General features: G+C 62.7%; 13 protein-coding genes. 9 read left to right on the forward strand and 4 right to left on the reverse strand.

What is annotated here, in order from left to right; genetic code table 11:
- On the reverse strand, positions 1 to 672 hold the full coding sequence (locus RWZ58_RS06300) for a uracil-DNA glycosylase (RefSeq protein WP_070832103.1): 672 nt from the start codon (positions 670 to 672) through the stop codon (positions 1 to 3).
- Positions 673 to 825: 153 nt separating this feature from the next.
- On the opposite strand from RWZ58_RS06300, the gene RWZ58_RS06305 reads away from it, so the two are divergent.
- The 4 genes from RWZ58_RS06305 to rlmC all read left to right on the forward strand — a co-directional run bounded on the left by RWZ58_RS06305 (position 826) and on the right by rlmC (position 5,715).
- Entirely contained in the window at positions 826 to 1,119 is a 294-nt protein-coding gene (locus RWZ58_RS06305; protein WP_070832100.1) for a DUF3263 domain-containing protein, read from the forward strand.
- Positions 1,120 to 1,391: 272 nt separating this feature from the next.
- Positions 1,392 to 1,964, forward strand: a complete 573-nt coding sequence (locus tag RWZ58_RS06310) for a LytR C-terminal domain-containing protein (protein ID WP_314658043.1) — start codon at positions 1,392 to 1,394, stop codon at positions 1,962 to 1,964.
- A 350-nt stretch (positions 1,965 to 2,314) separates the two neighbouring features.
- A complete protein-coding gene (gene groL / locus RWZ58_RS06315) occupies positions 2,315 to 3,937 on the forward strand; it encodes a chaperonin GroEL (protein WP_070633686.1) in 1,623 nt (540 codons plus the stop codon).
- Between the two features lie 644 nt (positions 3,938 to 4,581).
- Positions 4,582 to 5,715 (forward strand): 23S rRNA (uracil(747)-C(5))-methyltransferase RlmC, encoded by a 1,134-nt coding sequence (rlmC, locus tag RWZ58_RS06320; protein ID WP_314658044.1) that lies wholly within the window; start codon positions 4,582 to 4,584, stop codon positions 5,713 to 5,715.
- 100 nt (positions 5,716 to 5,815) lie between these two features.
- Here rlmC and RWZ58_RS06325 read toward each other — a convergent pair whose 3' ends face one another.
- The gene (locus tag RWZ58_RS06325; protein ID WP_314658045.1) at positions 5,816 to 6,328 is read right to left on the reverse strand and encodes a mycothiol transferase; all 513 of its coding nucleotides are present in this window, start codon (positions 6,326 to 6,328) and stop codon (positions 5,816 to 5,818) included.
- 180 nt (positions 6,329 to 6,508) lie between these two features.
- On the opposite strand from RWZ58_RS06325, the gene RWZ58_RS06330 reads away from it, so the two are divergent.
- From RWZ58_RS06330 to RWZ58_RS06345, 4 genes are all read left to right on the forward strand, one after another.
- A complete protein-coding gene (locus tag RWZ58_RS06330; protein ID WP_314658046.1) occupies positions 6,509 to 7,918 on the forward strand; it encodes an FAD-dependent oxidoreductase in 1,410 nt (469 codons plus the stop codon).
- Between the two features lie 304 nt (positions 7,919 to 8,222).
- Entirely contained in the window at positions 8,223 to 8,915 is a 693-nt protein-coding gene (locus tag RWZ58_RS06335; protein WP_314658047.1) for an isochorismatase family protein, read from the forward strand.
- A complete protein-coding gene (locus RWZ58_RS06340) occupies positions 8,912 to 9,679 on the forward strand; it encodes an SDR family oxidoreductase (RefSeq protein ID WP_314658048.1) in 768 nt (255 codons plus the stop codon). The genes RWZ58_RS06335 and RWZ58_RS06340 overlap by 4 nt, the downstream gene beginning before the upstream one ends.
- A gap of 63 nt (positions 9,680 to 9,742) precedes the next feature.
- A complete protein-coding gene (locus RWZ58_RS06345) occupies positions 9,743 to 10,846 on the forward strand; it encodes an isochorismate synthase (protein WP_314658049.1) in 1,104 nt (367 codons plus the stop codon).
- Between the two features lie 133 nt (positions 10,847 to 10,979).
- Here the strand turns inward: RWZ58_RS06345 and RWZ58_RS06350 are convergent, their stop codons facing one another.
- Positions 10,980 to 11,966, reverse strand: coding sequence for a 4'-phosphopantetheinyl transferase superfamily protein (locus RWZ58_RS06350; protein WP_314658050.1), 987 nt, complete (start codon positions 11,964 to 11,966; stop codon positions 10,980 to 10,982).
- A gap of 170 nt (positions 11,967 to 12,136) precedes the next feature.
- On the opposite strand from RWZ58_RS06350, the gene RWZ58_RS06355 reads away from it, so the two are divergent.
- A complete protein-coding gene (locus RWZ58_RS06355; RefSeq protein ID WP_314658051.1) occupies positions 12,137 to 13,540 on the forward strand; it encodes an RNase H family protein in 1,404 nt (467 codons plus the stop codon).
- A 235-nt stretch (positions 13,541 to 13,775) separates the two neighbouring features.
- Here the strand turns inward: RWZ58_RS06355 and RWZ58_RS06360 are convergent, their stop codons facing one another.
- Positions 13,776 to 14,066, reverse strand: a complete 291-nt coding sequence (locus RWZ58_RS06360; RefSeq protein ID WP_005504526.1) for a WXG100 family type VII secretion target — start codon at positions 14,064 to 14,066, stop codon at positions 13,776 to 13,778.
- Positions 14,067 to 14,273 lie beyond the last annotated feature (207 nt).

The raw sequence follows: 14,273 nt of genomic DNA on the forward strand, positions 1-14,273 counted from the left end.
CTAGCGCACCGTCCAGTCCACCGGTTCAGCACCCTGCTGCACCAGCAGAGAATTCACGGTCGAGAACGGGCGCGAACCAAAGAAACCACGATGCGCAGACAGCGGCGAAGGATGCGCCGACTCCACGCTCGGGTACGGTTGCAGCATGGGTGCGCACTTGCGTGCATCCGCACCCCACAGCAGGCCAACCAGCGGCTGATTGCGCGCAACCAGGGCACGGATAGCGCACTCGGTGATTTCCTCCCAGCCCTTGCCGCGATGCGAGCCGGCATCCGACTCGCGCACGGTCAGAACTCTGTTGAGCAGCATGACGCCCTCATCTGCCCAGCAGGACAGGTCGCCGTGATTAGCCGGAGCGATACCCAGGTCGTCCTCAAGTTCCTTGTAAATATTGTTCAGCGAACGAGGCAGTGGCATACCGCGGTGCACCGAGAACGACAGGCCCATCGCATTACCGGGGGTGGGGTAGGGGTCCTGACCAATAATGAGGACCTTCACCTGGCTCATCGGGCGGCGGAACGCATTAAAAATATCGGCGGCAGGCGGGAACGTGCGGTAACCCGCCGCGTGCTCCTCACGCAGGAAAGCGCCCATGGCGTGAATCTGCTCTTCGACCGGGGCGAGGGCTGCCGCCCAATCCTCGCTCATAATGCTGCTGAGGGGCTGGTTCATGAATCTCCTCGGGGAATTTCCTGGGGGCTGATGCGGCTCCGGCGGTCACGGTGCCGGGCGCGCTACGGTTACTTCTCTTCTAGACTAGGGGATGACGAATACGCACGCTAGGAGACGCCAGCCGCGGCAGGTAAACCATAGACAGGAGGCAACGTGCTAGAACAAGAACGCGCTGAAAGCGCTGAGACCCAGGCGAAGGCTCAGACAGAGACCCAGCCGGAAGCGGAGCAGCAGCCCGGCGGTCTGACCCCGGTCGAGCGGCGCATCCTTGAGGTGGAACGCCGCCGCTTCAAACACCAGGGCTCCAAGGAGAAGGCAATTATTGCCGCAGGGTTCACCCCGATTGCCTACTATCAGCGCCTGAATGTGATGCTGGACGACGAGCGGGTGCGCGCCGCAGCACCGCAGATTATCGACGTCCTGCGTGCCCGCCGAGACGCTGACTAGCGCAAGAGTGAGGGGCGTGCTGAACGCCGCCCTGGAGCCTCCCTGTTGCTTTCCTATCGCACCGCACATCGCAGGTTCAGGTAGAGATTGAACACTGTGCGGCGTCCGTCTCTTTCACAGCCGGTTGCGGGGCGTTCGCGTTGGTTCCCGCTAATTGAGACGGTACTCTAGGTACTAGAACACCAAGACCGCACCTTCATCTGCCGCGCCCGCGCACCATGCAGGACGGCGCGGTACCAGCCGGTAAACAGAGACCCGTGAAATGAGGATAAATGAGCTACCCCCGCGATGAATTTGACGAGGTAGACGAGAACACCGCCCGCCGCGGAACCTACCGCGCGGTCAACGTCGACCCGGCAAAGAGCCCCAAGGGTGCTATCCCCCTGGTCGCCGCCGGTGTGGTTGGCCTGCTGATTGGCGGTGCAATGTACGTGTACGCGCCGCGCACCGCCTCCCCGCAGTACTCGGCGTCCACCGCGAAGAGCAGCTCTGCTCCCGCAAGCGCGTCGGCGTCTTCTGCGCCGGCTACCGCCTCCGCTTTGGCGAGCCCCACGAAGACTGGCCTGGCTGAGTCTATTTCGGTGGCGGTCTACAATGCGTCTGCTCCGGCGGGTAGTGCCTCCAGCGCGGCGGCTCTGCTGACTGGCTACACCATCAGCGAGACCGCGAACTACACCGGGGCGGCACCTGCAACCAGCGTGGTCTACTACGCTGAGGGCTACCAGTCGCAGGCGCAGAGCATCGCCTCGAAGCTGGATATTTCGCAGGTACGCCAGGCGACCGCCAACGTTGAGATGGGCAACCACGAGGTGATTGTGGTTCTGGCGTCGGATTACACCGGCTAAAACCCAGTCCGCGTCGCTTCTGTAATTACAAGTTTTCTTTCAACCCCACCCGTGCAATTCCAATCGTGCACCGGGTGGGGTTGATGCTTTTAACGCCCATTTTGGCGGGGTTGCTGACCGCAGATTAAGCACTGGGCGATTAACCCTTCAACCTTGGGCTTAAACGTTTGCTCCACGCCGGTGCGGGTGCCACAATTGATGTAGCATTCGGGCGTTCTGCGCCCTACTCTGCCCACACCCCTGTCACGGTTGTCGTCACGGGTGCGCGGGGGAGGGGTAGCGACCCGATTTTAGACGTACTGCATCCCAGCGGGATGCAGGAGAATATCCTATCGTTCAGGAGGACACTTATGGCAAAGCTCATTGCTTTTGACGAAGAGGCACGCCGCGGCCTGGAGCGCGGTCTGAACACCCTCGCCGATGCAGTGAAGGTGACCCTCGGCCCCCGCGGCCGCAACGTTGTGCTGGAGAAGGCGTGGGGCGCCCCCACCATCACCAACGACGGTGTCTCGATCGCGAAGGAAATCGAGCTGGAGGATCCGTACGAGAAGATTGGTGCGGAGCTCGTCAAGGAAGTTGCCAAGAAGACTGACGACATTGCTGGTGACGGTACCACTACCGCTACCGTTCTGGCTCAGGCACTGGTCCGCGAGGGCCTGCGCAACGTGGCTGCTGGCGCTGACCCGCTGAGCCTCAAGCGTGGCATTGAGAAGGCTGTTGAGGCTGTGACCGAGGCTCTGCTCTCCTCCGCGAAGGAAGTTGAGACCGAGGAAGAGATCGCTGCAACCGCTTCGATTTCCGCTGGCGACGCTGAAATCGGCAAGCTCATTGCTGAGGCAATGGAGAAGGTCGGCAAGGAAGGCGTCATCACCGTTGAGGACTCCAACACTTTCGGTCTGCACCTGGAGCTGACCGAGGGTATGCGCTTCGACAAGGGCTTCCTGTCCGGTTACTTCGTGACTGACCCGGAGCGTCAGGAAGCAGTCCTGGAGGACCCCTACATCCTGGTTGTGAACCAGAAGATTTCGAACGTTAAGGACCTCGTCCCCGTCCTGGAGAAGGTCATGCAGTCCGGCAAGCCGCTGCTGATCGTTGCTGAGGACGTTGAGGGTGAGGCTCTGGCTCTGCTGGTGCTGAACAAGATGCGCGGCTCCATCAAGTCTGTGGCTGTGAAGGCTCCGGGCTTCGGTGACCGCCGTAAGGCTCAGATGGCTGATATCGCTATCCTGACCGGTGGCCAGGTCATTACCGAAGAGGTTGGCCTGTCCCTGGACGCAGCAACCCTGGACATGCTCGGTTCTGCTCGCAAGGTCGTTGTGACCAAGGACGAGACCACCATCATCGAGGGTGCAGGCGATGCAGCAGCTATCGAGGGCCGCGTGGCTCAGATTCGCGCAGAGATCGCTAACTCTGACTCCGACTACGACCGTGAGAAGCTGCAGGAGCGCCTGGCTAAGCTCGCCGGTGGTGTGGCTGTGCTGAAGGCTGGTGCTGCAACCGAAGTTGAGCTGAAGGAACGCAAGCACCGCATTGAGGATGCTGTGCGTAACGCTAAGGCTGCTGTTGAGGAGGGTATCGTCCCCGGTGGTGGCGTTGCCCTGATTCAGGCCGGCGTGAAGGTCTTCGACAAGCTGGAGCTGACCGGTGACGAGGCTACCGGCGCGAACATTGTGCGCGTGGCTATTGACGCACCGCTGAAGCAGATTGCTTCTAACGCTGGCCTGGAGCCGGGCGTTGTGGTTGACCGCGTCCGTTCCCTGCCTGCTGGTACCGGCCTGAACGCTGCGACCGGCGAGTACGAGGACCTGATGGCTGCCGGTATTGCTGACCCGGTGAAGGTGACCCGTTCGGCTCTGCAGAACGCTGCGTCGATTGCCGGTCTGTTCCTGACCACTGAGGCTGTTGTTGCGAACAAGCCGGAGCCCGCTGGCGCGGCTGCTCCCGGTGCAGACGCAATGGGCGGAATGATGTAATAACTTTTTGTCCCTGATGGGGCAAAAAGTTATGGAATCCGTGGCGCGCAAAGCGTGACACGGTGGTGACCTAACGCTGGTACTCAAACCGGCGCAGGTCCACGCATCCGTATGAGGCGGGGGCGGCTACCCACGTTGGGTGGCCGCCCCCGCTTTTTCTGTTCCAATTTAGCGGTATCTCAGATAGGCGTTTGCGAGGCGAGGAGGGGGCAAGCGATATGCTGAGAACATGAGCTCTAACACCACGTCTTCCTCTCATCTCTCGCAGGCCCCGGACTGCACCAACCGGAGCGTGAAGAGCATCGGCTCGCGGGGCTCGATTCTGAGCATCGGGTCGGTGAACTCGTTCTGCAGTATTGGCTCCGTGAACTCGGTGTTTTCGATTGGCTCGGTATGCTCGGTTGGATCCATTGGCTCTGTCTTTTCTGCCGGAGCCGTTGCCTCGTGCCTGGGCTTTCTTGGCGTGCTGTCGGTTTTTTCAGGGCTCTCCGTGCTTTCGGTGGGGTCGTATCGGTCGGTGCTGAAAGTAAATCGTCGCCCCGGGACCCCCGGGACTCGGCCATCGGGTCCTTCGCGCTCCTAAGCGCTCGTGTGTGACAGGCCGGCGGCGTGCCGACTCGTGGAGGCGGTAAAATGGTGCCCCTATGGAATGTGCCTATTTTCGTGAAGACCTCTGCTCCTCCTGCCCCAGCATTGAGACCGCCTACACCGCGCAGGTGCAGGCGAAGCAGGAGCACGCCCGCGCCCTGCTTGCCGCGTACCCGCAGCTGCAGTGGCTGGATCCGGTGACCAGTGCGGAGGGGGGCTTCCGCAACAAGGCGAAGCTCGTGGTGGGTGGTTCGGCGAAGAACCCGACCCTCGGCATCGTGGATTACCGTACGGGCGCGTCCACTGATCTTGGCGAATGCCCGCTCTATATGGAGCCGATTCAGGCGGCTATTCCGGTGCTGCGTGAGCTGATTCAGCGCGCAGATTTGACGCCCTATGACATTCCGAATCGTCGCGGCGAGCTGAAGAATATTCTGGTGACTGCTTCGGCGGCGGGCGAGCTGATGGTGCGTTTCGTGTTGCGTTCGAAGAAGCTTCTGGTGCCGATTCGCCGCCAAATGGACTGGCTGAATGAGCGGCTGCCGAACCTGGCGGTGCTGTCGGTGAACCTGCTGCGTGAGCCGGTGGCGCGCGTTGAGGGTGATGAGGAGATTATTCTTTCGGAGCGTCAGACCCTGCCGATGCAGGTGAATGATCTGACCCTGCATCTGCGCCCGCAGAGCTTCTTCCAGACGAACACGAAGGTCGCTGAGGCAATGTATGCGCAGGGCCGCGAGTGGGTGCGTGAGGTGGCTCCGCGCTCGCTGTGGGACCTGTACTGTGGCGTGGGCGGTTTTGCCCTGCACGCCGCTTCGGTGATGGACGGCGGCTCAGTGACGGGCATTGAGATTAGTGCGGAGGCGGTCGCCTCGGCACAGCGTACGGTCGCTGAGTACGGTTTGAAGGGCGTGAACTTTTCGGCGCAGGATGCGCCGGAGTTCGCGGTGTCTTCGGGTGCGGTGCCGCAGATGCTGGTGGTGAATCCGCCACGTCGCGGTATTGGTGAGAGCCTGTGCGCGTGGATTGAGGGTTCGGGTATTGACCGCGTGGTGTATTCGAGCTGTAACGCGGTGACTCTGGCGAAGGACCTGGAGCGTATGCCCTCGTATGCGCCGGTGCAGGGCCGCGTGTTGGACATGTTCCCGCATACGGACCACTATGAGGTCATGGTGCTGCTGCAGAGGCAGTAGCGGCTTCTATACGTATGAGCGGTGGCGCCTCGGAAATAATCAGCCGAGGCGCCACCGCTCTTTCATGTCTAGTGTTGGGGCGCGGTTGAGCTCTCCGCTTCTAGCCCTGCGCGGCGAGGATACCCGCCGCGTACGCCGCCTGACCCACGTGCTGCGCCGCGTCGTCAATCATGCTGACCAGACGCACGCCGCGAGTCACCGGCGGAGTCCACGAACGGTCAATCACCTCGTCCAGGTCCGAATCGCTCAGCGTCTCCGCGTAGTCCGCGAGCGCCTCGCCGGTTGCCACAAGGTACTCCACCAGAAGCGCGGAATCCTCCACCACGATGGAGCGTGCCTGCTCGGCGGTATGGCCGTAGCCCATGGTGTCGCCGAGCTCGCCCAGATTGAAACGCTCCCTGAAGCCCTGAGTCTCCCAGACCTGCGGCTGACCGTTCAGAGCGGAAAGCTGCATGTCCATCTGCCGCCCGGCGTGCCAGAGCAACCAGGCGATAGAGTTCGGGTGCCCGCCCGGATGCGCGTTCAAAGCCTCCGCTGACAGCCCCTTGACGGCCACGGCGGCTTCGATGCCGGGGCGGCTGGCGGCGTCACGCAGAATGTCGTGGGTTTTCATGGAATCCTCCTGAAGATGCTGGCTCCTCGCAGGGAGCCGGGTAGTTTCAGTCTACGCCCGCGTGTTCGCTGCCTTGAAAGAGCCGGTTTGAAAGAAAAATGTGGCGCTCGGGAATAATACTCATTTCTTCCCGTTGAACCCTGCGAAGACATCATCATCTAAATTCCACAGGAGAACACTATGACCACCCCCGCTCAGCTGCACTTTGACATGGTTGTCATCGGTTTCGGTAAGGGCGGCAAGACCCTCGCCGGCGCATACGCGAAGACCGGCAAGAACGTTGCCCTCATCGAACAGTCCACCGGCATGTACGGCGGCACCTGCATCAACATTGGTTGCGTGCCCACTAAGGCGCTGGTGCACCGCGCCGACGAGTTCCGCGCCAGCGGCGAGCGCAGCCTTGAAGAAGCAAACGCTGCCTACGAGTCCGCCGTGGTGTTCCGTGACAAGCTGACCGGCATGATGCGCGCCAAGAACCGCGAGATCCTGCTGTCCAACGAGACCGCTAAGCTCATTGACGGTCACGCACGCTTCATCTCCGACACCGAGGTTGAGGTCACCGCGGGCGAGGACACCCTGCGCGTTACCGCCGACTACTTCATCGTCAACACCGGCGCCGTGTCGGTCATCCCGCCGATTGAGGGCGTCCGCGAGTCCGAGCGTGTGCTTACCTCCACCGAGCTACAGAAGCTCACCCCGCGCCCCAAGCGCCTGGGTATTATCGGTGGCGGCCCCATCGGTGTTGAGTTCGCCGGTATTTTCTCTTCCTACGGTACCGAGGTGACCATTCTGGACGGCGCGCCCGCCCTCTTCGGTCGCTACGATGAGGATGTTGCCCAGGTTGCCCGCGAGATCATCGCCGACCAGGACATTACCGCTCATACCGGCGTGCGCGTGCAGTCCTTCAAGGACGGCGCCGATTCCGTGACCGTGACCTACCTCGACTCCGAGGGCGCCGCTCAGGAGCTGGAGGCGGACTACGTGATGGTCGCGACCGGCCGCAAGCCCGCCACCGAGGGCCTGGGCCTGGAGAACACCAGCATCGAAACCAACGACCGCGGCGCAATTGTCGTGGATGAGCACCTGCGCAGCACCGTGCCGAACATTTTCGCGCTCGGTGACGTGAACGGTGGCCCGCAGTTCACCTACATCTCGATGGATGACTACCGCGTGGTGCTTTCCCAGCTGGTCGGTGATGGTTCCCGCTCCACCAAGGACCGTAAGGCTGTGGCTTCGACTATTTACATGAACCCGCCGCTGTCTTCGGTTGGTATGACCGAGCGTGAGGCAATTGAGGCTGGCCACAAGGTGAAGGTCGCTTCGAAGCCGGTTGCCGCGGTTGCCGCGATGCCGCGCGCGAAGACCCAGGAGAACCCGCGCGGCATCATGAAGTTCGTGATTGATGCGCAGACCGACCAGATTCTGGGTGCCCAGCTGCTGGTAATCGAGTCCATGGAGGTTATTAACCTAGTGGCGCTGGCGATGCGCCACGGCATTACCGCTTCGCAGCTGCGCGATGAAATCTACACTCACCCCTCGATTACTGAGGGTCTGAATGAGGTTCTTGCCGTCGCGGTGCCCGTGAACTAGTTGAACTAGAAATGCGCCCGAATCCGCGGTGCGTGTAGCGTTTCTGCTTGTCCGAGTGCTTCCCTGCCCGTTCCACCCGTTGTGCTGTCAACGGGGGTGCGGGTGGGGAAGCATTTTTGTTAAGGCGCAGATATACCCTTTAGCTAAGCATGCCCTAAGATGGTTATGAGATAAGCGCAAGCTCACTGACCGAGTGGTCGATGCGAGGGGCTCGGAGGAGAGCCCCACTCACCGCTACGCCCACCGCGGTGCGCCACCTGCGCCACGCATACAACCGAAAATCTAGGCACGAACCGGGAGAATCATGGCACTGCCCAAAATTAAGCCCTACACCTACGTCGACCGTGAACACAGCAATCGCGTGAGCTGGCCTGTGGACCCCTCCCGCGCTGTACTGCTCGTGCACGACATGCAGGTACACTTCGTCCAGGCTTTCGAAGGCGCCAACCTGGGTGAGGGTAACGATAACCCGGACGCACAGATTAACATCGCCATTCGGAACCTGCGCCGCCTCATTGACGCCGCCCACGCCGCCGGAATCCCGGTCTACTACACCGCGCAGCCGCCGCGCCAGAACCCCGAAGATCGCCGCCTGCTCATCGACTTCTGGGGCGACGGCCTGCAGAACGATGAGTCCGCCCGCGTGCTCGACGAACTGGCACCCACCGACCGCGACACCGTGCTGACCAAGTGGCGCTACTCTGCGTTCGTGCGCAGCCCCTTCGAGGACCTGCTCAAGGAGTCCGGTCGCGACCAGCTCATTATCGGCGGCGTGTACGCGCACATTGGCTGCCTGACCACCGCCCTGGAGGCGTTCATGCGTGACATTCAGCCGTTCATGGTTGCCGACGCGCTCGCAGACTTCTCGGAGGAGGAGCACCGCATGGCGTGCGAGTACGCTTCGGGTCGTTGCGCCCGCGTGCTGAACACCGCCGATGTGCTCGCAGACCTGCAGGCCGCTGAGAAGGCTGAGTCTGTTGAGGAGGCGCGCGCATGAGCTGGGTCATTGTGACCGGTGCGAACGGCGGTATTGGTGAGGCTACCGTCCACCAGCTGATTAAGAACGGTTATTCGGTATTTGCGGCTGACCTTGCGGAGCAGCCCATTGCCTCCTTCGGCACCTACGGGGACGCCATCTTCCGCTACCGTTCCGTGGATGTGACCAGCGAAGAATCCGTCACCGCCCTCGCCAACGCCGTGGCGGCACTCGATGAACCCATCACCGGCGCGGTGCTCGCCGCGGGTATCGCCCACAGCCAACCGCTGCTGGAAACCAGCTTCGCCACCTGGAAGCGCCTGCACGCGGTCAACTCCGACGGCGTGTTCCTATGCCTGCGCGAATTCGCGCGCATCATGATTGACCAGCAGGAAACCGACCCGACCAACAGCCGCTCCCTGGTGACGGTCGCCTCCAACGCGGCACGTGTGCCCCGCGCGGAGTTTGGCGCCTACGGTGCATCGAAGGCGTCGGCGGCGCGTGTGAGTTCCAGCTTCGGTCTGCAGCTTGCCGCGCACGGTATTCGCGTGAACTCGGTCTGCCCCGGCACCACCCGAACCCCCATGGTGACTGACGCCTGGGAGGGTGAGGACCGCTCCGCCCTGCCGGTTGCAGGTAACCCGCAAACGTTCCGCCTGGGCATTCCGCTGCGCCGTATTGCCGACCCGGCAGATATTGCGGCGGTCAACGCCTTCCTCATCTCGGAGGCGGCCCGCCACATCACCATGCAGGAGATTGTCGCTGACGGCGGCGCGACCCTCTAACGGCACCCCGCGTCCGGCGTTTAGATGCCCGGCGCGAACCCACACACCACTGATAGAAGTACAATGACGAACCTTCCCGACTTTATCTTTGCCACCGGCACCCGCGTTCTGCGTGCATCCGGTGCGATGACCCCTGTCACCTTCGATAATGCCCTGGACGAGGCGAAACGTGCCGGTAGCGCCGTCGTGGGTCTGATTCCTTTTGACCCCGATATGCCCGCCTACCTCTTCGTGCCTGAACGTCTGGAGGAGCAGCAGGTGCCGGTCCCCGAGCAGACTGTGGCGCTTGCCGAGCCGGTATCGGTCACCGGCCGGCAGAACGACCGGTTCCGTGCCGCTGTTGCGACCGCCGTGGAGCGCATGAAGGCGGGTGAGCTGAGCAAGATCGTGCTTTCGCGTGTGCTCACCGCCCGCTACGCACCCGGCGCCCTGGACCTGGAGGCGCTGTACAACAACCTGCGTGCCCAGCAGCGTTCCGCGTTCAACTTTGCGATGCGCCTGCCCGAGGGTGAGCGCGGCATGAGCGGAAGCTACCTGATGGGTGCCTCCCCGGAGCTGGTGTTCCGCACCGAGGGCCGCGCCTTCAAGACCCACCCGCTTGCCGGTAGCGCCCCGCGCATTGCCGAGCCCGGTAGCGCCGAGGACGAGGCGATTCGTGACCGCCTGTTCGCCTCGCCGAAGGACCGCCACGAGCACGCCTACGTCATCAACGATATTGCCGAGCGCCTGGCACCCATCGCCGAGGAGCTGAACGTGCCGCAGGTGCCCTCGCTGCTGCAGACCCCGCAGCTGTGGCACCTGGCGACCCCCATCGACGGCGTGTTGAAGGAGGGACTGACTTGCCTGGACGGTGCCCGCGCGATCCACCCGACCCCCGCGATTTGCGGTGCCCCCACTGAGAAGGCGCTGGAACTGATTCGCCAGCTGGAGTCTTTCGAGCGCCGCTACTTTGGCGGCCTGGTCGGCTACATGGACGCCGAGGGTAACGGCGAGTGGGCGCTGGTGTTGCGTTGCGCCCAGGTCAGCCCGGACGAGGCGGTGCTGTACGCGGGTGCGGGTATTGTGGCTGAGTCCGACCCGGAGCTGGAGCACACGGAGACCGGTACGAAGCTCGGTAGCTTCGGCCGCGCCCTGGGCGTGGATACCCTGGGCGAAGATACCCCTTAGGTTCTGCCACGAACGCCTTGACGAGGCAGAATACAACGACTGAATAAAACGACTGAATACAACGACGGAACGCGCTCGCTGGCATGGCGGGCGCGTTCAGTCGTTGTATGAGTTGGTAGGGGATTGAGCGTGGCTAATCGGTGAGCAGGCGCTTGAGCTCCAGGGGAGTAGCCACGGGCAGAAGCTGAGCCTCAACCTGCGCGGGCTCACCCTCGGTCGGGTTCTCCACAGCCAGGGCGATGAGCATCTTCTGCGCGTGCTCGGGGTTCTCAGTATCGGGTAGCGCTACGGGCACCCACTGCAAGCTAAAGCTACGCTCAATAGCCTCACCGCCCTGAGCCGCGGGTGCGTTAAAGGCCGCGCGGGTCGTCAAGCTGTCCTGAGTCAGTACACGCAGAGCGGTCGGGTCGGGGGTGCTGCCGTCCAGCAGGTCACCCGGGACCTCCTCGTTCATGGCAAGTTCGAGCGCATCCAGCAGGTCATTGGTGAGCTGCACCCGAACCAGGGAGGGTACCACGCTCAGGCCGTGGCCGGTTGCCTTGAGCACCGCCTCCTTAGCGGTCCACAGTGCCAGCGACAGCAGGCGTAGGGCGGAGGCGGGGCGCTCCTGCGCCACCCGCTCATAGAACGTACGTTCTTCATTGGAGAGCGCCAGGCGCGCAAAACCGGAGAACAGGCGCGCATCCAGAGTCTCAACATCCACGCCGAGCACCGCCGAGGGGTTGCGGCTAAAAGCGCCCACGACCAGCGGGTTCACCTGCGACATATTGAAATTCACGCCCGCAATACGCGGCTTGCCGTGCTTCTTGCCGCTGGTGCACAGGGCGCAGGAGCGATCCACCTCAATCTCGGAAGCAGCACTTGAGGGCACATCCAGACGAGCCGCCGCCATGGCACGCATAAGCGCCTGAGTGCTCAGGTAGCTGACCGCCGCCGTGGAGGTCGGCAACTGCGCCGCATGCTGCTGCTCGGCAAGACCCAGGTAGCTCAACCAGCTAAAACGCAGGGAACCGTACATGGTGCGGGTGGGAAGAGCGAAAATCTGCACGCGCTCGCTCGGGCGGGCGGTAGGGCGCTCCGGGCGCTGTGCGCTGGGTGTTTCGGGGGCAGAATAGCTCATAGGTTTAGTGTACCCGCCCGGCATTAGGGCAATTGGCGTTGCGAGGCTGCTTGAGGTTGTCCACAGGCGTGACTGCGCGCTACGCACCCTCGCCGCCGGTGCGGTAAAGTCATCACAGACATCATTACGGACTGCCGCCCGCTAGAGGGGCGGCGCAGAAAGAAGGTACCGTGAACAGCACGCAAGAGATTATCGCCGCCGCAGACGGCTCGGCGCTGGGTAACCCCGGACCGGCGGGCTGGGCATGGTATATCGACGACGACCACTGGGCGAGCGGCGGTTGGGCGCACGGCACCAACAACATGGGTGAGCTCAAGGCTGTTCTGGACCTGTTCGAGGCGACCGCATCCCGCCCGGAGGCGAAGCTGCGCGTGTACTGCGATAGCCAGTACGTCATTAACTCGCTGACCAAGTGGATGCCCGGCTGGAAGAAGAAGGGCTGGAAGAAGTCCGACGGCAAGCCCGTGCTCAACCGCGACCTTCTGGAGGCGCTAGATGCCGCCTTGGCGGGCCGCGACTACGAGTTTATTTGGGTGAAGGGCCACGCGGGCCACGAGCTCAACGAGAAGGCTGATTCTCTGGCGAATGGTGCTGCGCGCGCCTACCAGGAGGGTCGCGAACCCGCGCACGGCCCCGGTTTTGGCGCCCCTGCTGTGCCTGCTGCTGAACCTGTTGAGGCTCCGGCTGTTGAAGAGTCTATTGTGAACGCTCCCGCGGCTGAACCGGCACTCTCCGAGTCTTCCGCGGACGCCCACCTGCCCGTGCAGGAATTCACCGCCGCCGAGATTGAAAACGCCCAGCGCGGCGTTGAGAGCCTGCGCCTGTCCGGTCTGCTGCGCCCCGCCTCCGCGGTGAACGCCCCCGACCCGGAGGCGGTCCGCACCCGCAAGGAGCAGCTGGCGCTCGCGGCAGAACGCGCCGCTGAGCGTGACGCAAAGGCGCTGGCACGCCAGCAGGAAACTGCCGTTCAGCAGGCATCCAGTGCCGCGCAGGCGGAAGAAGAGGATGACCTGACCGGTCTGGAAGAGTTCGCCGGCATGGATCCGAACGATGTTGACCCGGCGGAACTGCTGGGCGAGACGGAAGAACACGCAGAAGAGCAGGTGGCAGAACCCGCTGTAGCACCCGTGGAGGAAGCGCCCGCTCAGCCTGTTGCACCTGTTCAGACTGCTGCGCCTACCCAGCCCGCTGAACCTGCACAGGTGGCACCCGCGCCTGCCGCACCTTCCCTGAACCCCGAAGAAGCCGCCGCCGCAGAACAACTGCTCGAAAGCCGCGGCTCCGTCATGGAGGCGGTGCAGCTGGAATCCATGCTGCACGAGCGTCTGGTGTGGGTGACCGCCACCGGCAAGTCAGTGTCGCGCTCCTCGGTACTGCAGTACCGCGAACGCGCCTTCACCCAGCAGGGTGCCCCGCTCAAGCAGGGCGTGCAGGTGCTGGATTCCTCCAGCGTGCTGGTCATGGCGGCGGTTGCCACCGCGCGTGGCCGCGTGAGCCGTTCGAGCATCTGGCATTACGACGCTGAGCGCGGTCTGTGGCGTCTGCGTTTCCGCCAGGAGACGCCAGCCTCCTAAACCCCCGCCTCCTAAAGTTCAGACTCTTAGGGCACGGGCTTCTGAGCTCTCAAAATTTCCGCGCAATAAAACCCCGCCGCATCCTCACTTTCGAGGATGCGGCGGGGTTTTCTCAATAGATGTTCGCCGCCTTCTGGCGAATCTGGCGGGCGGTGTGCCGTGCGACCGGGACCTTTTAGCTGCCCGGTCTGCCGCCTGCCTGCGGGTGGGGTTTTGGGCTTGCCGCCCTGACCCCTTAGCCGACGAACATGGAGGCGTTAGCCTGCTCGGTGTCTGCGTAGTTTACGCCTGCACGGGTGAGTGCCTCGTTGATCTGGGTGATGGATGCTTCGACCTGGCGCTGGGTTGCATGCCACTGGTCCAGTACGCCCTGGAAGTTCGCGGATGCGGAGCCGGTCCAGGAGCTCTGCAGGTCGTGCAGGGAGGCGGTCATACCGTTGACGTCTGCGGTGATGGATGCGACGTAGGATCGTGCCTGTGCGCTCTTGGCTGCGATGACTTCGGAATCGACATTGAACTGTGCCATGGTTTTTCTCCTTTGAGATTAGGTGAGGTGGGGCGGTTGCCCCGGGTGGCGCTTGGGGTTTGGATCTCGGGAAGGGTTGAGTTCCTGACCGGAAGCTTGTTATCACTATATCTTTCAAAATGCATCAAATAAGCTAAAAAATGATGAATTGATAAATCTGTGGATAAAACCGCCAGGTTGGCTCCACCATCTCGAAAAAATCGAAAA

Source organism: uncultured Rothia sp., from assembly GCF_963544205.1.
Lineage (GTDB): Bacteria > Actinomycetota > Actinomycetes > Actinomycetales > Micrococcaceae > Rothia.